The sequence below is a fragment of the Bradyrhizobium sp. 142 genome, from assembly GCF_023074015.1.
Taxonomy (GTDB): Bacteria; Pseudomonadota; Alphaproteobacteria; order Rhizobiales; family Xanthobacteraceae; genus Bradyrhizobium.
Genome location: NZ_JADPKQ010000073.1, coordinates 48,478 through 67,020 on the forward strand (window position 1 = coordinate 48,478; position 18,543 = coordinate 67,020).

Annotated in this window: 18 protein-coding genes; 10 read left to right on the plus strand and 8 right to left on the minus strand. The window is 64.3% G+C overall.

The genetic code is table 11. From position 1 onward, the window contains the following. Positions 1-420 precede the first annotated feature (420 nt). Both IVA82_RS07740 and mddA read right to left on the minus strand, forming a co-directional pair. Positions 421-843, minus strand: coding sequence for a GFA family protein (locus tag IVA82_RS07740; protein WP_148742318.1), 423 nt, complete (start codon positions 841-843; stop codon positions 421-423). 221 nt (positions 844-1,064) lie between these two features. Beyond that, on the minus strand, positions 1,065-1,853 hold the full coding sequence (gene mddA / locus IVA82_RS07745; RefSeq protein ID WP_247493231.1) for a methanethiol S-methyltransferase: 789 nt from the start codon (positions 1,851-1,853) through the stop codon (positions 1,065-1,067). 134 nt (positions 1,854-1,987) lie between these two features. Here mddA and IVA82_RS07750 point away from each other — a divergent pair, with 134 nt between their 5' ends. After that, positions 1,988-3,538: a winged helix-turn-helix domain-containing protein gene (locus IVA82_RS07750; protein ID WP_247388942.1), complete on the plus strand. Its 1,551-nt coding sequence runs from the start codon at positions 1,988-1,990 to the stop codon at positions 3,536-3,538. A 75-nt stretch (positions 3,539-3,613) separates the two neighbouring features. Here IVA82_RS07750 and IVA82_RS07755 read toward each other — a convergent pair whose 3' ends face one another. From IVA82_RS07755 to IVA82_RS07775, 5 genes are all read right to left on the minus strand, one after another. Then, positions 3,614-4,858 carry an acyl-CoA dehydrogenase family protein gene (locus IVA82_RS07755; protein WP_247388943.1) on the minus strand — a complete coding sequence of 415 codons (1,245 nt, stop codon included), beginning with the start codon at positions 4,856-4,858 and terminating at the stop codon, positions 3,614-3,616. 25 nt (positions 4,859-4,883) lie between these two features. Beyond that, on the minus strand, positions 4,884-5,885 hold the full coding sequence (locus IVA82_RS07760; RefSeq protein WP_247388944.1) for a helix-turn-helix domain-containing protein: 1,002 nt from the start codon (positions 5,883-5,885) through the stop codon (positions 4,884-4,886). A 192-nt stretch (positions 5,886-6,077) separates the two neighbouring features. Further along, the gene (locus IVA82_RS07765) at positions 6,078-6,647 is read right to left on the minus strand and encodes a DUF2147 domain-containing protein (RefSeq protein WP_247388945.1); all 570 of its coding nucleotides are present in this window, start codon (positions 6,645-6,647) and stop codon (positions 6,078-6,080) included. 32 nt (positions 6,648-6,679) lie between these two features. Continuing rightward, positions 6,680-7,342 carry a DUF3313 domain-containing protein gene (locus IVA82_RS07770; protein ID WP_247388946.1) on the minus strand — a complete coding sequence of 221 codons (663 nt, stop codon included), beginning with the start codon at positions 7,340-7,342 and terminating at the stop codon, positions 6,680-6,682. A 252-nt stretch (positions 7,343-7,594) separates the two neighbouring features. After that, entirely contained in the window at positions 7,595-8,233 is a 639-nt protein-coding gene (locus IVA82_RS07775; RefSeq protein ID WP_247388947.1) for a TetR/AcrR family transcriptional regulator, read from the minus strand. Between the two features lie 215 nt (positions 8,234-8,448). Here IVA82_RS07775 and IVA82_RS07780 point away from each other — a divergent pair, with 215 nt between their 5' ends. From IVA82_RS07780 to IVA82_RS07805, 6 genes are all read left to right on the plus strand, one after another. Further along, entirely contained in the window at positions 8,449-9,999 is a 1,551-nt protein-coding gene (locus IVA82_RS07780; protein WP_247388948.1) for an ABC transporter substrate-binding protein, read from the plus strand. A 199-nt stretch (positions 10,000-10,198) separates the two neighbouring features. Further along, a complete protein-coding gene (locus tag IVA82_RS07785) occupies positions 10,199-11,170 on the plus strand; it encodes an ABC transporter permease (RefSeq protein WP_247388949.1) in 972 nt (323 codons plus the stop codon). Beyond that, on the plus strand, positions 11,167-12,006 hold the full coding sequence (locus IVA82_RS07790; RefSeq protein WP_247388950.1) for an ABC transporter permease: 840 nt from the start codon (positions 11,167-11,169) through the stop codon (positions 12,004-12,006). The genes IVA82_RS07785 and IVA82_RS07790 overlap by 4 nt, the downstream gene beginning before the upstream one ends. A 2-nt stretch (positions 12,007-12,008) precedes the next feature. Then, a complete protein-coding gene (locus IVA82_RS07795; protein WP_247388951.1) occupies positions 12,009-13,628 on the plus strand; it encodes an ABC transporter ATP-binding protein in 1,620 nt (539 codons plus the stop codon). 294 nt (positions 13,629-13,922) lie between these two features. Beyond that, complete coding sequence (locus IVA82_RS07800; protein ID WP_247388952.1) at positions 13,923-14,099, plus strand: hypothetical protein; 177 nt, start codon at positions 13,923-13,925, stop codon at positions 14,097-14,099. Then, a complete protein-coding gene (locus tag IVA82_RS07805) occupies positions 14,096-14,305 on the plus strand; it encodes a hypothetical protein (RefSeq protein ID WP_148742295.1) in 210 nt (69 codons plus the stop codon). Before IVA82_RS07800 ends, IVA82_RS07805 begins: the two co-directional genes overlap by 4 nt. Positions 14,306-14,486: 181 nt before the next feature. Here IVA82_RS07805 and IVA82_RS07810 read toward each other — a convergent pair whose 3' ends face one another. Next, complete coding sequence (locus IVA82_RS07810) at positions 14,487-14,771, minus strand: hypothetical protein (RefSeq protein WP_247388953.1); 285 nt, start codon at positions 14,769-14,771, stop codon at positions 14,487-14,489. 185 nt (positions 14,772-14,956) lie between these two features. Between IVA82_RS07810 and IVA82_RS07815 the strand changes: the two genes are divergently transcribed. The 3 genes from IVA82_RS07815 (at position 14,957) to IVA82_RS07825 (ending at position 18,533) form a co-directional block, all read left to right on the plus strand. After that, complete coding sequence (locus tag IVA82_RS07815) at positions 14,957-15,277, plus strand: hypothetical protein (RefSeq protein WP_247388954.1); 321 nt, start codon at positions 14,957-14,959, stop codon at positions 15,275-15,277. Positions 15,278-15,500: 223 nt separating this feature from the next. Then, complete coding sequence (locus IVA82_RS07820; protein WP_247388955.1) at positions 15,501-16,226, plus strand: outer membrane beta-barrel protein; 726 nt, start codon at positions 15,501-15,503, stop codon at positions 16,224-16,226. A 156-nt stretch (positions 16,227-16,382) separates the two neighbouring features. Next, complete coding sequence (locus IVA82_RS07825; RefSeq protein WP_247388956.1) at positions 16,383-18,533, plus strand: methyl-accepting chemotaxis protein; 2,151 nt, start codon at positions 16,383-16,385, stop codon at positions 18,531-18,533. Positions 18,534-18,543 lie beyond the last annotated feature (10 nt).

The window sequence follows — 18,543 nt, forward strand, 5'->3', positions numbered from 1 at the left end:
GGGGAATCGCATATGGATTTCACGAGGATTATCCGCGGGCTTGCTCGGCCTCTCCCGCTTGCGGGAGAGGCCGACGCGCTCGCGGAGCGCGGCGGGTGAGGGCTTTCGCCACGGCGGGATATCCTCCCCAATCTCGATAGTCCCGACGCGGAGACACCCCCCACCCCAACCCTCCCCCGCAAGCGGGAGAGAGGGAGCCCACTGCCGATGTCGCCGCATCGTGCACACCTATATCCGATTGCCCTGCCTGGAGGGGGAGGGTCGATCGCGCGCAGCGCGAGCGGGATGGGGTGATCTCTCCGCACGGGCAGTCTTCGACGCGGAGAGACCGTCACCCCACCCCGCTCCGCATTGCGCTGCGCTCTATGCGTAGCGACCCTCCCCCTCCAGGGCCGCATGAGGGGAGAAGCGAAGAACTCGCTACTCCTGCATCATCTCGCCGCTACCGCCGAACTCTGCCGGAAAATCCTTCAGCTTGGGCAGGCCGTCGCGCATCGGCAGCACCGTCTCGGCGTAATTGACGTGGACGCCGGGCGTGAAGGCGAGCGTGGGGATGGTGGCGGTGAAGACGTCGATCAGGCCGAGCGGCGGATGGTTGGTCATGAGATGACCGCCGCACTTCTTGCAGAACTTGCGCTGGCTGAGCGGCGTCTTGGCGAAGGTCTCGACATTCTGGGCGCCTTCGCTGATGCGCACGGCTTCCGGCTTCCACAAGCTGAAGGCGTTCACCGGTCCGCCCGACCACGATCGGCAGGAACGGCAATGGCAATAGCCCATCGCCTCCGGCGCGCCGGTGACCTCGACCGTGACCGCGCCGCAGAAGCAGTTTCCGACATGTTTCATTTTGTTTTCTCCGTTGATGATTAGTGAGAGTCGTTTCCCCTCTGCCGCTCTCTTGTCCGCCGGGATTTCGGCGAAGGTGAGTACGGGGAGAGGGTGAAGGGGAATCACCACAAGGCACCGCGAGAGCTGGACTCGTGGAGAGTTTCCTAGCCGCTGCGCTATGCGCATCGGCGCCGCGGCGCGTCCTCCGTTCGGCGGACGCGCGCGGAAAGATCCGAAGGTTATACTGACCGGCGCCAGGGAATAAGCATCGACACCCGTTGTTTGTACTGCCGGTACTCGTCGCCAAAGAGATCCACGAGGTCGTGCTCCTCCAGCGCGATGCCCACAAAGATGTAGATCGTGGTCACGGCGGCGAACAACAGATGGCCTGCGGTCATGACCGGCGCCGCCCAGAACGCGATGATGAAGCCGAGGTAGATCGGATGGCGGACGAATTTGTAGAACAGCGGCGTCTTGAAGCGCGGCGGCGTCGGCTCCTTGCCGACGAGATGATTGGTCACCTGATGCAATCCGAACAGCTCGAAATGGTTGATGATGAAGGTCGAGATGAACACCAGCACCCAGCCCGCCAGCGACAGCGTGACGATCGTCACGGCGAGATCCGGGTCCGCGACGTTCCATATGACCGTGGGCAGCGGACGCCACTGCCAGAACAGGAGGAGCAGTGACAGGCTCGCCAGCAGCACATAGGTGCTGCGCTCGATCGGCTTGGGGATTACTTGCGTCCACCACGCCTTGAATTGCTGCCGTGCCATCACGCTGTGCTGAATGGCGAACAGCGACATCAGGACGAGATTGATGATGACGGCCTCGGCCGTCGGCGTGTCGGTTCCAGTGTCGATGGTCTCTGGCACCACTAGCCCCATGACGAAGCCGATGGCGTAGAGAATGGTGACGAAAAACACGAGATATGCCGCAATTCCGTACAGAAAGGCGATGAACTTGAAAACGCGTGAGCCCGCAAGCCCCGGGCCGATTGAATGAAACTGATCATCAATTTGGGTCATAGAATGCTCCGTTGTGCCAAAACGCCGGCACTTCATTGGTCGGTGCACCATGCCGCTTCGGACGTCCCAAGGCCTTCGCGGACGGTTGATTTTCGCCTGAGACGACTTTGATTTTTGCTTGAGACGACAGAAACGTGCGATTTTGCTTTGAAAACAACGTGCTCGACGGCGACCTGCGGGAGCTCACCTGCGGCGGCGCGGCCGTGCCGTTGCAGCCCCAGGTGTTCGATCTGCTGCTCTATCTGGTCGCCCAGCGCGCCCGAGTGGTCAGCAAGGATGACCTGATCCGCCAAATCTGGAGCGACCGGATCGTCTCGGACTCCGCGCTGAACAGCCGGATCAATGCCGCACGAAAGGCGCTTGGCGACGACGGCGCGACCCAGCGGCTGATCAAGACCATCCCGCGCAAGGGCTTTCGCTTCGTCGGGAAAGTCCGGGAAGAAATGGCAGCCTCGCTTGTGCCGGCCGAAGCCAGGCCCGCCCCTGCGCGCGCGGCAGCCGACCGCCCGGGGATCGCGGTGCTCGCGTTCGAGAACATGAGCGGCGATCCTGCCCAGGAGTATTTCGGCGGCGGGATCAGCGAGGACATCCTGACCGCGCTGTCAAAGCAGCGCTGGTTCATGGTGATCGCCCGCAATTCATCCTTCACATACAAGGGCCGTGCGGTCCACATCAGGCAGATCGCCGAGGAACTCGGCGTCCGCTACATCGTCGAGGGCAGCGTGCGCAAGGCGGACAACCGCGTGCGCATCACCGCGCAGCTCAACGACGCCACCTCCGGCAGCCATCTCTGGGCCGAACGTTACGACCGCGAGCTCATCGACGTCTTCGCCGTGCAGGACGAGATCACCAATGCGATCGCCGCGGCGATCGAGCCGCAGATCCATGCGGCGAAGAATTTTCGCAGCCACCGCAAGCCGCCTTCGAGCCTGGACGCCTGGGATCTGGTGATGCGCGCGCTATCGCATTACTGGCGCGTGACGCGGCACGACCACCTCGCCGCGCAGGCGTTGCTGGAGCGCGCCATCGCGATCGACCCGGCCTACGGCCAGGCGCGGTCGGTGCTGGCGGCGAGCCACATGTTCGGCGTGCATCTCGGCTGGGCCGACCTCGCCACGACGGCGCCGGTCGCCGAGGCCGCCGCGCTCGCAGCGGTGCGCTGCGACCACGAGGACGCCTGGGCGCATGCCGCGCTCGGCAGCGTCTGCTTCTCCACGCGGCGACTTGCGGACGCGCTGTCCGAATTCGAGCAGGCGCTCGCGCTCAATCCGAACTTCTCGCTGGCGCAGGGTTATTATGCGCTGGCGCTGTCCTATGCCGGACGGCCGAAGGATTCGTTCGAGGCGGCACAAAAGGCGATCCGGCTCTCACCGCGCGATCCGTCGCTGGCGATCTATCACGGCATCGCCGGCTATGCGCGTTTCACCGAGCGGCATTATGACGAGGCGATCGCGCTGGCGCGCGAGGCGATCCGCCACCGCGGCGACCTCACCGGCGCCTATCGCGTGCTCGCAGTCTCTGCCGGCATGACCAATGACCGGGCGCTCGCCGGGATGGCCTTGCAGGAGCTGCGCCGCACCCAGCCCGGTATCTCGCTGCACTGGATCGCGACGCAACTGCCATGGGCGAACGAGGCGGACCGCGAGCACTATCTGGAAGGGTTCCGGCGCGCGGGGTTGGGGTAGAGAACTCCCTCTCCCCGCAAGCGGGGCGAGCGCCATCGGATGCGCAAGAGGCGGATGCAGATACGGCGCGTCGTCTCAGGCTCCTCCGCACGCGGTCAACGGATCGTAATCGGGCCGCATCAGCATCGCGTGGAGCTGACGCCGGCGGATGCCCATATTGCCACCGTCGAAGATCGGCAGCGCCAACGCGTCCTGCAACAAGCGGCCGAACGGCGCCGCGTGATCGTAGCTATCGATGCCGACCACGCGCATCAGGTCGGTGATGACCCGCACCGCGGCTTCGGAGCCGAATATCTTGGCCTGGACCGCGAGCTCGTCGGCGCCGGGCAATTGCGCATCGAGCGCATGGCAAGCCCGCCAGCTCAGGTAGCGCGCGGCTTCGATAGTGGTCTTCGCGTCGGCGAGTGCATAGCCGACCGCCTGATGCTCGATGATCGCCTGTACCCCGCCGCGTTTCTCGGTGCGGGCAAAATGCAGTGCGAAGTCGAAAGCGGCCCGCATCAGGGCGACGCCGAAGATGCCGACCAGCGCCGCCGTGCCGGTGAAGGCGGCAGACGCCAGCATCAAGCCGCCCCCCTCCTGCCCGAGCAGATTGCCGTGCGGCGCGGTGACGGCACGCAGGCTGAATTCCGGCACGAGGTGAGCGCGGTGGCCGATCGAATCGATGGCGCGTTCGAACACGATGCCGGGCACCGGACCCTCGACCGCAATGATGGAGACACCCTGCTCCGGTGGCGCGGCGGGATTGGTCCGGCACACCACGCACAACACGTCGGCGCCGTTGCGGTCCCACCCGGTGGCGGACGACACCCATTTCTTGCGACCGTCGATGATCCAGTTGCCAAGCTCGCGTTTAGCGGAGGTGCGCACGCCCTCGCCCGGCGGCGGTGCGGCGGCATTGGCGCTGCCGCCGGGTTCCGAGGAGCAGAAGCCCGCAAGCGGAGCGCCGCTCGTCTTCAGGAACGGTGCAAGCAGGCGGGCGCATTGCTCCGCCGTACCACCAAGCAGAATCGGCAGCAGACCGAGCACGGTGCCGAGCATGGTCAGCGTCACGCTCGGATTCACAGCGTAGAATTCTTCCGCCAGGATCGCCATGTCGACAAGTCCGGCGTTGTCGCCGCCCGCCGGCGCCGGAATGCATTTGCGCAGATAACCGGCAGCGACCATCGCCTCATAGGTAGGCTTCGTCGCGAGGAAGCGCTCTTCCGGCGTCGCCAGCAACTCGGCCTTGCCGGCGCCGGCCAAGACCTCCGCCGCGAATTTTCGCGATTGAAGCTGCAACGCGCGCTGCGCAGGTGAAAGCGTGAAATCAATCGCCATCGAACATCTCCCTCGCTCCGGCAGGTCACCAGGGTGAGCCGAGCGAGGGCGGAAAATCTTGGTCGGCAGCGACCGAATTCTTGGCTGGAGGTGAACTACTCGCCCTTCCCTTAGTCCTGCGAAATTCGCGCGGGGCGAGGCCGTGGCTGCGCTTGAAGAGGCGATTGAAGTGCGAAATGTCGGAAAAGCCGGCCTCATACGCGATCGCGGAGATGGTCTTGTGACGATGCTGCGCGTCGAGCAGGTCGCGAGCGGAGACCAGGATCCGCCGATCGCTGACATGCTCGCCGACAGAGCGGCCGGTCGCGACGAACAGTCGGTGCACATAGCGCTCCGAGCAGCGGAACTTCCGGGCAAGCAATTCGGCATCGAGACCGGGATCGTCGCTGTGGCGGTCGATATGGTCGAGCATCATCGACAGCAGCACGGGCGCATTCACGCGCGCAACCGGCGTTTCACCCAGCATCTCCGGTGCATGCGCGATCAGCTCGACCACATGCGTGCCGCTGCTTGCCGCAACGGCGGGTGCGGCCAGGCAAAGCTCGGCATAGCCTGCGAGCGTGCGCGACAACGCGCGGCCATTTTCCGTCCTCGACAACGCAAGCCGCGGAGAATCCGCAAAGCTCTTTGGCAGGCGCCGCCGCGGCACGGCAAAGCAAAAGAGGCGGAAGTCGCGGCCGTTGGCAATCTCGAACGGCTCGGTCGTATCGGCGACCGCGAGGTCGCCAGGCGCACAGACCTGCTCGTGTCCCCGTTGCGTCGTGCGGCCCAGGCCCTCGAGCTGGAGATTGACGAAGCAGAGATCGTCCGCGCTTCGCGCAATATGGGGCCGCAGCCGGAGAACGCAGTGCCCCGTGGCTTTCACCAGCGAAATCTGGACCGCCGCGGCGTCGGTACGCGCGATCGAACCTTCGAAGGGACGGTCGGCGATTTTCCGCGGCTCGAGCCGGACAAAGGCCGCAGCGAGATCGTCGGCCCAACTGCCGAAGGGCTGATCGGCACGAGAGGGCTTGGCTGACCATTCCATAGGTGCGCCCCGGAATGAGGAATTCGCGCGTGCAAATTCGGATTGGACGACCCGTCGGGATGGAAGGATAGCTTTTGGCGAACAACCGGTCAAATCTCGAAGGCGCGCAATATGCGACCGCCATCACGTCGTCATTGCTAGCGCAGCCGTCGGCGCACCGGAAACCAAGTGAATGGTTAGCGAAGCAATCCGCTACTTGGCTTTGGCCTGCATCGGCTTCGGCGCCGGCACCTGCGCCCATTCCTTGTCGGCGCGGGGGCCGTTGAGATCGCCGGTCAGGCCGACGAGCTGGCCGGGCTGGACGTCGAGGGTCTGCTGCCAGGTCTGGGTCTGGCACAACAGCTTGATCAGGCAGCCCTTGAGCTTGAGGCGGTCGGCAGATTCGCGCCACAGCGAGACCGAATAGGATTTGCCGTCCTCGGCATTGTAGATGTCACCGGCGAAACGGCCGTCGGCCGTCGCCTGCAAGCCCATGATGAGCTGGTGGCCGAGCAGCGTACGAGCGCGCTTGTCGGTGTCGGGATTCTGGCTGTCGCGATAGGGCTGGCCGCGCTTGTCGGCCGGCTCCTTCATCCAGACGATGAAGCCGCAGATGCGATCGCGCGACGGTCCGCAGCGCTCGAGCCGGATGCGCGCCCGGCCGTCCTCGACGAGCCAGGTGCCGCTGGGATCGAGGGGACCGACGGCGCCGGCATGGCCGCCAAGGACCATCATCACGATGGTGATCGCAATGCGCAGCAGGAAGCGAAGCAAGAAGTTCATCAGCAGCACCTTTGGTTTGATGGGTTGCGGCGTCAGTTCAATTGCGCCATCAGCGCATCGGCACCCTTGTCGAGGCCGGCGTTGGCGGCCGCGAGCGAGCCGACGCTGGCCTTGATGTCGTAGGCGCCGGGGTATTGCTTGATGACATAGGCACTGAGCAGGCGCGCGGTCGCGGCATCGAAGATCTCGACGCCGTAAATGACCGAGCCGGTCATGGTGCCCTCGCCGTCGCGGGCAGCCTGCACGCCGTTGTAGACCGCGCCCGCGACATCGAAACGGGAGAGCGTGCCGAGCACCGGCATGTTGGCGACAGCGCCGGTCAACGTCAGCCTGATCCGTAGCGTGTTGGGCCCGCGCTCGCGCACCAGCATGAAGCGGCCGCGCAGCCGCTCGGCGAAGCGGTCCTGCATGTAGGCGGCGAGCGTCGCCTTGTCCTTGTCGGACATGTCGGCGAACTGGTGATCTTTCCCGCGGTAAACCACGACCGGTTCGAGAATCACTTTATTATAGGCGCGCCAGTCGACCGGCGTGGAATAGCGGTACGGCACCCGGCCGGAGGCATCGGACTTGTCCCGCGCCATATAGGCCGAGGAAGCTATCTCCGAATAAGGCACGGGTGCAACCGAGGCGCAACCGCCCGCGGCCGCGCACAGAGCAAGCGTTCCCAGACCGCGCATGGCGATCGAGCGATCCATTCCAGACTCCTCTTGCGGCTTTGACGGAAAGCGATGGCAACCGCAGCCGCGTACGGGACCAGACGCGGCTGCGGGGCTCACCATCGCCGGCCCAACGCATCGTCCGGGGCCATGTCAGACGCCTCGGGCCGTCTCAGTATTTCCATTTATAAAACCGACCGGTTGGTTTGTAAACGCGAAAAGCGAGGCCTGGCACATTTGGCCGCAGGCGCGGTTTTGTGCAGCCGCCGGTCGAAGTTCGCTAACGATGACTCACGCGCGCTTGCGCGCCGTTCCGGCCTTCGCGGCGGATGTCGTGCCGGCTTTCACGGCGCGGACCTTGGCCGGCTTTTCGAGCGGCCGCCATTGATCGTCATCGAGCAGACGCGCGAATAGGCGCTGGTGCTCGTCCTTGCCAAGCGGCGACATGCCAAGAAGCGAGCTCAACAATAGCCCCCGCGCCGCTGCCCAGCGCAACAGCGCGAGCTCGGGATCGGCGGCCTCCGCCTTGATGGCCTCCACCCTCTTCATCTCGCGGTCGCGCGGAAGCGACATCAGATTAGGATTTTCGACCATGGCTGCGACCAGCGCGAGCGCCGCCGAATTTGGCGACGTGGCCGCTTCGCGCACGGTCGCAAGCTGCGTCGCCAGATTGGGATTTGCCGAGGTCGCACTCACCTTCGCCAGATAACGGGTCGAGAACTCCTCGAAATGCTCCATCTGCCGCTCCAGGAGCGCCTTGAGCACCGCCTCCTTGGTGCGGAACTGATGCATGACGCCGCCCTTGCTGAGACCACTCTCGCGCGCGATGGCATCGAGCGTCAGCCGGCCAGGCCCATCGCGCGCGATGATTCTGATCGCGGCTTCGAGCGCAGCCTTGCGGGATCGTTCGGAGCGGGTGGCATTGTCCATGGCCGACTTGTCTCCATGACAGGACCATGAATCAAGTAAAAACGGAACGCGCTGTACATTTTTTGTGCGAACACTGTCGAGACTTTCATCTTGCGGCGTCGAACGAGACTATGTGAGCCTTGATATCGGATGGGGACTGGGATGGGACGGCCGTAGCTTCGCGCGCCATGACGTGCGAAGCCTTTACGGCTGGTCTCGCTTGAGAAAGATACGACATGTCAAAACGAGTGTTGCTCGGTATCCTCCTGGCTTGCGGCCTTACCGCCCCGGCGCTGGCGCAAGAGCCGAAAACGGGGGGCGTGATCAACGCGGTGATCCAGCCCGAGCCGCCCGGCCTGATGCTTGCCATGGTCCAGAACGGGCCGGTCCAGATGGTGTCGGGCAACATCTTCGAGGGCCTGCTGCGCTACAGCCCCAAGCTCGAGCCGCAGCCGGAGCTGGCCGAGAGCTGGAGCGTCAGCGAGGACGCCAAGACCTACACCTTCAAGCTTAGGAAGGGGGTGACTTGGCACGACGGCAAGCCCTTCACCGCCGCCGACGTGCTGTTCTCGATCGAGATGCTGAAGCAGACCCATGCGCGCGCCCGCAACAACCTCGTGCAGGTCGACAAGGTCGAGGCGCCCGACGACCACACCGTCGTGTTCACGCTGAAGCAGCCGTTCGGCCCTTTCCTCGGCATCTTTGAGGTCGGCTCGATGCCGATGGTGCCGAAGCATCTCTACGAAGGCACCGACTTCAAGACCAACCCCTACAACAATGCGCCGATCGGCACCGGCCCCTTCATGTTCAAGGAATGGCAGAAGGGCTCGTTCATCCGCTTGGTCAAGAACCCGAACTATTACGAGAAGGGCAAGCCCTATCTCGACGAGATCTACTGGCAGGTCATCCCGGACGCCGCCGCGCGCTCGGTGGCATACGAAACAGGCAAGGTCGACGTCTTGCCCGGCGGCTCGGTCGAGAATTTCGACGTGCCGCGGCTGTCCAAGCTGAAGGACACCTGCGTTACCGGCGCCGGCTGGGAGTTCTTTTCGCCGCTGGCTTGGTTGTGGCTGAACAACCGCCAGGGTCCGCTCGCGGACAAGCGGGTGCGTCAGGCTATCATGTATGCGATCGATCGCGACTTCGCCAAGGACGTGATCTGGAACGGACTCGGCAAGGTCGCGACCGGCCCGTCCGCCTCGACCATCAAGTATTACACCGATGACGTGCCGAAATATCCCTACGATCCGGCCAAGGCCAAGGCGCTGTTGAAGGAAGCCGGCTACAAGGGCGAGAAGATCCGCCTGCTGCCGCTCGCCTATGGCGAGACCTGGCAGCGCTGGGGTGAAGCGGTGAAGCAGAACCTCCAGGACGTCGGCATGAACATCGAGACGATCGCCACCGACGTTGCCGGTGGCAACCAGAAGATCGGCGACTGGGACTACGACATCGCCTTCACCTATCTCTACCAGTACGGCGATCCCGCGCTCGGCGTCGGCCGCAACTACGTCTCCAGCGCGATCGCCAAGGGCCAGGTCTTCAACAACGTCGAAGGCTACTCCAATCCCGAGATCGACAAGCTGTTTGCCGACGGCGCAGTCGCGACAGCGGATTCTAAGCGCAAGGAGATCTACGAGAAGGCGCAAAAGATCCTGGTCGAGGACGTGCCGGTGGCCTGGATGCTCGAGCTGCAATTCCCGACCATCACGCGCTGCAAGGTCAAGAACCTGATCACCACCGGGATCGGGGTCAATGACGGCTTCAAGGACGCATGGCTCGACAAGTGAAGGCGTCCGCTGCGGGCTCGCTTCACCTCCCCCGCTTGCGGGGGAGGTCGCTACGTGCGAAGCGCGTAGCGGGAGAGGGCTTTCGCCACTTGTCGCCCTCTCTGCGGAAGCACCCTCTCCCCTGCCCTGTCCCGCAGGCGGGAGAGGGAGCGTACCGCAACTGCCGCTGCCTTCAACCTGACCTGATCGCCATCTAACAATGCTCTCCTTCGTCGCTCAGCGTGTCGCAAAGGGCGTGATCGTCCTGCTCGCGATCGTCGTCCTCAATTTCTTCCTGATCCGGCTTGCGCCTGGCGACCCCGCGGTCGTGATGGCCGGCGAAGCGGGGGCCAGCGATCAGATCTTCGTCCAGCAGCTCAAGGAAAAATTCGGCCTCGACAAGCCGCTGCCCGAGCAGCTCTTCATCTACGTCAAGGGCATCGCCACGCTCGATCTCGGCTTCTCCTTCCGCCAGCAGGCGCCGGTATCCAAGCTGATCCTGGAGCGGCTGCCGGCGACCCTGTTGCTGACGCTGACGGCTTTCACGATCTCGCTCATGCTCGGCGTCCTCTTCGGCACTTTCGCCGCGCGCTTCGCCGGAACCTTCCTCGATACCGCCATCACCGTGTTCGCGCTGATCTTCTACGCCATGCCGATCTTCTGGGTGGCGCTGATGGGCATTCTGCTGTTCTCGGTCACCATGGAGTGGCTGCCGAGCTTTGGCTACGAGACGGTCGGCGCCAACTTGACCGGCCTTGCCCATGTGATCGACGTCACAAGACATCTGATCATGCCGGCGATGACGCTCGGCCTGTTCTTCATGGCGACCTATACCCGCATGACGCGGGCTTCGATGCTGGAGGTGAAACGGCTCGACTTCGTCAAGACAGCGCGCGCCAAGGGCCTTTCAGACGCTGTGATCCAGCGCCGCCACGTGCTGCGCAACGCGCTGCTGCCGGTGGTGACGCTCGCCGGCGTGCATTCCGGCACGCTGATCGGCGGCGCCGTCATCACCGAGACCGTGTTCGCCTGGCCCGGCATCGGACGCCTGATGTACGACGCGCTATTGCAGCGGGACTACAATCTGCTGCTTGGCGTCTTCGTGATCTGCTCCGCCATGGTGCTGATCTTCAACCTCATCACCGACCTGGTCTATCGCCTGGTCGATCCGCGCATCGAATACGCCACATGAAACAGTTCTGGAAATCGATGCTGCGCAGTCCGAGCGGCGTCATCGGGCTCATCATCCTCGTGCTCGCGATCGCCGTTGCGGTGTTCGGGCCGCTGCTGTTCCCGAACTCGCCCTGGCGTATGGTGCAGCGGCCATTCCTGCCGCCCTTCACGCTCTCGACCGTGCCGCTCGGGACCGACGCGCTCGGCCGCGACGTGTTCGCCGGCATGATTTTCGGCGCGCGCGTGTCACTGCTGGTCGGCCTCGTCTCGACGCTGGTGGCGCTGATCGTCGGCGTGCCGATCGGTGCCATGGCCGGCTATTTCGGCGGCAAGGTCGACGACGCATTGATGCGCTTCACCGAATTCTTCCAGACCATTCCGAGCTTCGCGCTCGCGATCGTGCTGGTCGCGATCCTCCAGCCTTCGATCTATTCGATCGTGGCGTCGATTGCGGTGGTGAGCTGGCCGCCGGTCGCGCGCCTCGTGCGCGGCGAGGTGCTGTCGCTGCGCACGCGCGAATATGTCCAGGCCGCCGTGGTCACCGGCCAGAGCAACAGCTGGATCATCCTGCGCGAGATCTTGCCGAACGCATTGTCGCCGGTGATCGTGCTGGCCTCGCTGATGGTCGCAACCGCGATCCTGCTGGAATCCTCGCTGGCGTTCCTTGGCCTCGGCGATCCCAATTTGATCTCCTGGGGCTACATGGTCGGCGCCGGCCGCACCGTGATCCGCCAGGCCTGGTGGATCACCGTGTTTCCCGGCGTCGCCATCCTGATCTCGGTGCTTGGCCTGAACCTGATCGGCGAAGGCCTCAACGACGCGCTCAATCCGCGGCTGTCGCGCGAGGGACGCTGATCATGACCGCACCGCCCGCTGTCTCCATCAAGAACTTGCGGATCGCGCTGCCCAAGGGCGCCGAGCGTCCCTTCGCGGTCGACGGCGTCTCGCTGGATCTGCAAGCCGGCAAAATCGTCTGCGTCGTCGGCGAGTCCGGCTCCGGCAAATCGATGTGCGCGCATGCGCTCATGGGCCTGCTGCCGGACACGGTCTCCACCAACTCCGGCGAGGTCATGTTCGAAGGCCGCGACCTGCTCAAGCTCGACGACGACGGCTGGCGCGATCTGCGCGGCCGCCGGTTCGCGATGATCTTTCAGGAGCCGATGACCGCGCTCAATCCGCTGATGCGGATCGGCGACCAGATGGCGGAGATGTTCGAGGCCCACGGCCTGCTCACGCCGCGAGAGCGACGTGCCAGGGCACTGTCGCTGGCGCGCGAGGTCGGCCTGCCCGACCCCGAACGCATCGTGCGCGCCTATCCACACCAGCTCTCCGGCGGCCAGCGCCAGCGCGCCATGATCGCCATGGCGCTCGCGCTGGAGCCCGCGGTGCTGGTCGCGGACGAGCCGACCACTGCGCTTGACGTCACCACGCAGGCGCAGATCCTGAAGCTGATCCGCAACCTCCAGCGCAACCGCAACATGGCGGTGATGTTCATCACCCATGATTTCGGCGTGGTCGCAGATATCGCCGATCAGGTCGTGGTGCTCAGGCATGGCAAGGTCGTCGAGGAAGGACCCGCCAGTGTCGTCTTCAACGATCCGCAGCACGACTACACCAAGGCGCTGCTCGCGGCCGTGCCGACCATGGACCCACCGGCGCGCGCGCCCCTGGACGATCAGGCCAAGGCCGTCGAAGTGATCGGGCTGGACAAGACCTATGTCACATCGGGCGGCTGGTTTCGCCAGGATCGCCGCGTCGATGCCGCGCGCGAAGTCAACTTCGCGATCCTCAAGGGCGAGACGCTCGGCCTCGTCGGAGAGTCCGGCTCCGGCAAGTCGTCGGTGGCGCGCTTGGTGATGCGGCTGATCGAGGCCGATCGCGGCACGGTGCGGATCGGCGAGACCGATCTCACCTCGTTGTCGGGCAAGGCGCTGCGCGCCGAGCGTCATCGCATCCAGATGATCTTTCAGGATCCGTTCGCCTCGCTCAATCCGCGCCGCAAGATCGGCCACATCATCGCCGACGGCCCGATCGCAGCCGGCGTCGAACCGAAGGTGGCGTTCGACCGCGCCCGCGATCTGCTCAAGATGGTGGGGCTGGATGCCGGCGCGCTCGATCGCTACCCGCATGAATTCTCCGGCGGCCAGCGCCAGCGCGTCGGCATCGCGCGCGCACTGGCGCTCGAACCCGAGATCATCGTCGCCGATGAGGCCGTCTCCGCGCTCGACGTCTCAGTGCAGGCTCAGGTGCTGAGACTGCTTGAAGACCTCAAGGCGCGGCTCGGGCTGTCGATGCTGTTCATCACCCATGACTTACGCGTTGCAGCCCAAATCTGCGACCGCATCGCGGTGATGCAACGCGGCGCCATCGTCGAGCTGAAGCCGACTGCGCAGCTCTTCGCCGCGCCCGAGCACGCCTATACGCGTGAGCTGCTTGCGGCTGTGCCCGGGCAAAAGGAGCGCGCGCCGGCGGCGTGAGAGATCCGTCGTGGCGGGTTCGCGAACTTTGCGATGGTTCCAAAAACTTGCTCGCTGCACGGTGCGAAACATATTTGATCCAGCAGCATTTGCCTTGTGAGACTGCCCTGCTGTTCACCGCGGGGAGCAAGTAGACTCCAGCATCCGGTCGCTTGCGGGGCGCGGTCACGCGCTTGTTATGCCGTCGTGACTGGCCGCGCCGTTTCAAAGCCAAAGGCGGCACCATAGATGGCGATAACATGATCAACGTCATCTCATGACGGATGGACTTGTTAACTGATATCCGGAGCCAACATGGGCGAAATTCTTCAGTTTGTCTCAAGGTCCGAGCGCGAGCGAGTGCGCCTCATTCAAGAGGCACGCGCCATCTACGACAGCATCTTCCCGGCGGCCGATCCGGCCAGCGAGGAGCAGGATAAAACAACGGTTGGCCGCGCATTCATCGGCGGCGACAGAGGTAACCTGTCGTGATCAAGATCATCGCCGTGCTCTGCAGTCTCGCGTCTCCGGCCAATTGTCACGAGCAGATCGTCACCACCTCGGACTTTGCCCAGGTCTCGGTGCAGTCCTGCCTGATGGGCGCGCCGCAGCTCGCCGAGTGGATGAACCAGCATCCGGCCGAACGCCTGGCGGCATGGCGCTGCGTCATCGGTCAACAAAGCGGCCGGGGAATTTAGAGTCGCAGGCCCCGCCAGAAGAGTCGATCCGCGTGGCCGGACGGCTGGGAGACTGACGAGGGCCTTTCGAGCCAACGCAATGCTCTCAGTCGCGACATTGCTGATCGCGCTCTACCTGCTCTCTGGCCTCGCGCCCGGCACGCGTTGACCGGCAGCGGCTCGCGTCTTGCAGAATGTGATCCTATCTGGTGGTGTTGCTCCAGGTGGGGACCGCGTTGGTTACGCCGACCGAGGGCCAATTGTACGATCCGATCGACGGCGCCGTGACGGTGCCGACCGTCTGTCCGGATGACCCATAAGACGCTCGGGGCTGCGGCGCCGGCGATGCGGCGCCCCCGTAGGTCGGGGCCACTACGCGCGTGCTGTAGTGTCTGCTCGACCGGTACTTCTTGGCTTCAGCCGCGAAGGGCGCGGCAAGCAGTCCGGCAGTGATGAGTGTAGCAATAGCGAATTTGATGGTTGTCATGGCTGATCCCTTCTGCGGGTCCGATGTGCCATCTGTTGATTGATTGGAGGATTTCCATAGCACCCCGATCATAACTCCGTGCGCGCACGAAGGTGCCGCGGCGCGCCGTGTACGCTCCTCGCCTTCGGATGGACCCGAATCAGCGCTAATGCATTCACCTCAGCGATCTCGCGTAATGAGGTGACATGACCGGCCCCGAACTGAAGCAACTCCGCGCCGACCTCTCCGCGGCCCTCGAGCGGAAGCTCACGGCAGGGGACATGGCGAAGCTGTGCGGATTGCCGGAGAAGGGCGGCGCCGACACCATTCGGCGCTGGGAGGTGCGCGGCCCAACGCCATCAGCGACCAAGGTGCTGCGCGTGCTCGCGATGGCGAGCGAGCGCTATCCGATCCTGGAAAATTTCGACGTCTTCGATCGCCACGACGTGCGCGAGGAAGACCGGCCAGCGCGTCGCGCGGCGTTCCGCGCGCAGATGCGCGACGAGGCGCTGCGGCGTCTTGGTTAACGAGGTATGCACGCAAGTTAGCTGCGAGCTTCAAATTTAAACCTTCCTTCAGCATTTCTTAAGTCGCCATTAAGTACAAAAAGCATTTACAGCCCAATAAGTTAGGTTGGGCACCGCTGTGCCATGCATGTGACAGCATTTTCGTCAAAAGCGAGCTATCTGCGAAACCAACGACGGCGCAGAAAGCGCGCCTGCCGCGGACCTGAGTGTTGGAGTTAGGACTATGAAGAAGATTCTGTTTGCGACCGTGGCGCTGATCGTGGTGGGCGCGGCCGCGCCGGCCCTCGGTGCCGATCTCGGCGCCCGCCCCTATTACAACAAGGCCGCACCCGCCTATGCCGCGCCGATCTACAATTGGACCGGTTTCTATCTCGGCGCCCATCTCGGCGGCGCGTTCTCCAGCGACAACAATTTCAGCGGCCTCTCTACCGGCAACAACGGCAACGGCCGTTTTCTCGGCGGCGTGCAGGTCGGTGCGGACTGGCAGTTCAACCCGAACTTCGTGGTCGGCGTCGAAGGCCAGTATTCCTGGCTCTCCGGCAGCGTCGGCGCGGTGTTCCCCGGCGGCGTCGCCTACACCAACGACCAGCGCGGCCTCGGCTCGATCACCGGCCGCGTCGGCTACACCTGGGGTCCGGGCCTGCTCTATGTGAAGGGCGGCTACGCCTATTCTGACAACAACGAGAAGGTGACTGTCGGCGGCGTGCCAACCGCCTTCGTCATCACTGGCGATCACCGTAACGGCTACACCGTCGGCGCCGGCCTCGAATACATGTTCGCGCCGAGCTGGTCGGCAAAGGCCGAGTACCAGTACTACAATTTCGGCGACGCGCACTTCACGGGGGGCCCACTGGCGGGCACCGGCAACTTCACCACCGACGACCATACCGTCAAGGCGGGCGTCAACTACCGCTTCAACTGGGCCGGCCCAGTGGCCGCGCGTTACTGATCGGTTAGCAAAACCCTATGCCGACGAAGGGCCGGCACGTTTGCCGGCCCTTTCTTTTTTCGCTGTGCGGAACGCGCAACCGTTTGTGCAACTTGCGATTTTTTAACCCACACCACGGATACTCCGCAGCGAAAATATAAAGATCAGGGAATTTCGATGCCGATCCGTCTGGGCCGTGTCCTCGGCCGTTTCAAGCCTCGCTTCAAAATGGCGAAATGGGGCGTGCGCGGCAGCCTGTTTGCGGCCTTCGCCGTGATCGCGGGCATGGGCCTCGTGATCTCGGCGGGCGCCGGCTTCGTGCTGCAGAATCTCGGCGGACGCATGACTGATCTGAGCGGAGAGGACATTCCGCGCCTTGCCGCAAGCCTGCAATTGTCGGCACTGAGCGCGAGTCTCGCGGCACAGGGACCGGCACTACTTGCAGCTCAAAGCGAGGACGCCCTGAACGAGCGCACTAAGAAGCTCAGGGAATTGCAGGAGCAGACGCAGCAGAAGCTCGGCGAGATCGTCGAGCTCGGCGCCGACAAGACCATCGTCTCCGGACTCAGCGAGACCATAAAGAGCATCAACGAGGCGGCCCAGAGCCTGGCCAAGGCCGCCCGCGAGCGGCTGGATGTAGCCGCACTCCATGACAAGCAATATGACGCGCTGCGCAGCGCACAGAGCGGTTTCGTCGGCGCGGCAAGTCCGGCGATGCTGAACGCCCAGACCCAGGTGAACGCCATTCTCGGGTCGGCCAACCTTTCCGCCGAAGATGCCACCGAAGCCGCGCAGACAGTCGGCCAGCTCGGCAACGTCGTCGCCAGCGGCAATCTCGCTGCCGCCGACATGAGCGCGGCACTGTCGGCGAACACGAGCGACAAGCTCGACGACATCCAGAAGGAATTCAAGACGGCACAGGGACGCCTGCGGTCCAACCTCGATCTGTTGCCAAACAATCAGGGCACCAAGATGCTGCGCGAGACGGCGGAAAAGCTACTCGCGCTCGGCACCGGCAAGACCGGCGTGTTCAACCTGCGTGAGAAGGAGCTCGACGCCATCGACTACGGCCAGACCATCCTGGACGAGACCCGCAAGCTCAATGTCGGCCTCGGCATCAGCGTACAGCAGCTCGTCGACGGCGTGCAGAAGGAGACCAATGCCTCGACCTTCCAGGCGCGGCAGGAGATATCGCTCGCGACCACGAGCATGCTGGCGCTGGGTGCGCTGACGCTGGTCGGCTCGGCGCTGTTCGTCTGGCTCTATGTCGGCCGCAACATCCTGCGCCGGATCGGCGCCCTGCAGCAGTCGATGCAGCTGCTCGCGAACGGCGACCTCGAGACAGAGATCTACCGCTCGAACAATCACGACGACGAAATCTCGGTGATGGCGAACACGCTGCAAGTGTTCCGCGAAAGCATGATCGAAGCCCGCGCGATGTCGAGCGAGCAGGACAAGGACCGCATCGCCAAGGCCGAGCGTGCCGCGCGCATGGAGGCGAAGATCGCCGAGTTCGAGAGCACCGTGCGTTCCGCGCTCGACAATCTCGCGCAGTCAGCCAATTCGATGCAGTCGACCGCGCAAAGCATGTCGAACACCGCGGACCAATCCAACGCGCTGGTGAACGCGGTCGCCTCCGCCGCCGAGGAGACATCGGTCAACGTGCAGACCGTGTCGGCCGGCACCGAGCAATTGTCGTCCTCGATTGCCGAGATCAGCCGTCAGGTCGTCACCTCGGCCGAGATCGCCAGGAAGGCGGTCGACGAGGCCGGCTCGACCGACGCCACGGTGCAGAGCCTTGCCGACAGCGCGAGCCGCATCAGCGTCGTGGTCGATTTGATCCAGACCATCGCCTCGCAGACCAATCTGCTCGCGCTCAACGCCACCATCGAGGCGGCGCGCGCGGGTGAGGCCGGCCGCGGCTTCGCGGTGGTCGCCTCCGAAGTGAAGAGTCTCGCGAGCCAGACCGCGAAGGCGACGGAGGATATCCGCTCCCAAATCACCAGCATGCAGCAAGTCACTACCTCGGCGGTCGGCGCCATCCAGGGCATCGGCCGGATCATCGGTGAGATCAACGACGTGACCACGACGATTGCCGCTGCGGTCGAGGAACAGGGTGCGGCCACCCGCGAGATCGCCCGCAACATCCAGCATGCCGCCGGCGGCACCAGCGAGGTCTCCAGCAACATCGTCGGCGTCTCCACGGCATCAGCCGAAGCCGGCGCCGCGGCAAGCGAGGTGCTGGGCGCATCGGATGCGCTCCGCCGCGAGGCCGACATGCTGCGCGGAGAGATCGACGCGTTCCTCAACAACATGCGGGCGGCGTAAGCGCCGTCCT

Coding starts and splice junctions, on each gene's coding strand:
- IVA82_RS07740 (WP_148742318.1), bottom strand. CDS start 843: ATGAAACATGTCGGAAACTGCTTCTGCGGCGCGGTCACGGTCGAGGTC.
- mddA (WP_247493231.1), bottom strand. CDS start 1,853: ATGACCCAAATTGATGATCAGTTTCATTCAATCGGCCCGGGGCTTGCG.
- IVA82_RS07755 (WP_247388943.1), bottom strand. CDS start 4,858: ATGGCGATTGATTTCACGCTTTCACCTGCGCAGCGCGCGTTGCAGCTT.
- IVA82_RS07760 (WP_247388944.1), bottom strand. CDS start 5,885: ATGGAATGGTCAGCCAAGCCCTCTCGTGCCGATCAGCCCTTCGGCAGT.
- IVA82_RS07765 (WP_247388945.1), bottom strand. CDS start 6,647: ATGAACTTCTTGCTTCGCTTCCTGCTGCGCATTGCGATCACCATCGTG.
- IVA82_RS07770 (WP_247388946.1), bottom strand. CDS start 7,342: ATGGATCGCTCGATCGCCATGCGCGGTCTGGGAACGCTTGCTCTGTGC.
- IVA82_RS07775 (WP_247388947.1), bottom strand. CDS start 8,233: ATGGACAATGCCACCCGCTCCGAACGATCCCGCAAGGCTGCGCTCGAA.
- IVA82_RS07780 (WP_247388948.1), top strand. CDS start 8,449: ATGTCAAAACGAGTGTTGCTCGGTATCCTCCTGGCTTGCGGCCTTACC.
- IVA82_RS07785 (WP_247388949.1), top strand. CDS start 10,199: ATGCTCTCCTTCGTCGCTCAGCGTGTCGCAAAGGGCGTGATCGTCCTG.
- IVA82_RS07790 (WP_247388950.1), top strand. CDS start 11,167: ATGAAACAGTTCTGGAAATCGATGCTGCGCAGTCCGAGCGGCGTCATC.
- IVA82_RS07795 (WP_247388951.1), top strand. CDS start 12,009: ATGACCGCACCGCCCGCTGTCTCCATCAAGAACTTGCGGATCGCGCTG.
- IVA82_RS07800 (WP_247388952.1), top strand. CDS start 13,923: ATGGGCGAAATTCTTCAGTTTGTCTCAAGGTCCGAGCGCGAGCGAGTG.
- IVA82_RS07810 (WP_247388953.1), bottom strand. CDS start 14,771: ATGACAACCATCAAATTCGCTATTGCTACACTCATCACTGCCGGACTG.
- IVA82_RS07815 (WP_247388954.1), top strand. CDS start 14,957: ATGACCGGCCCCGAACTGAAGCAACTCCGCGCCGACCTCTCCGCGGCC.
- IVA82_RS07820 (WP_247388955.1), top strand. CDS start 15,501: ATGAAGAAGATTCTGTTTGCGACCGTGGCGCTGATCGTGGTGGGCGCG.
- IVA82_RS07825 (WP_247388956.1), top strand. CDS start 16,383: ATGCCGATCCGTCTGGGCCGTGTCCTCGGCCGTTTCAAGCCTCGCTTC.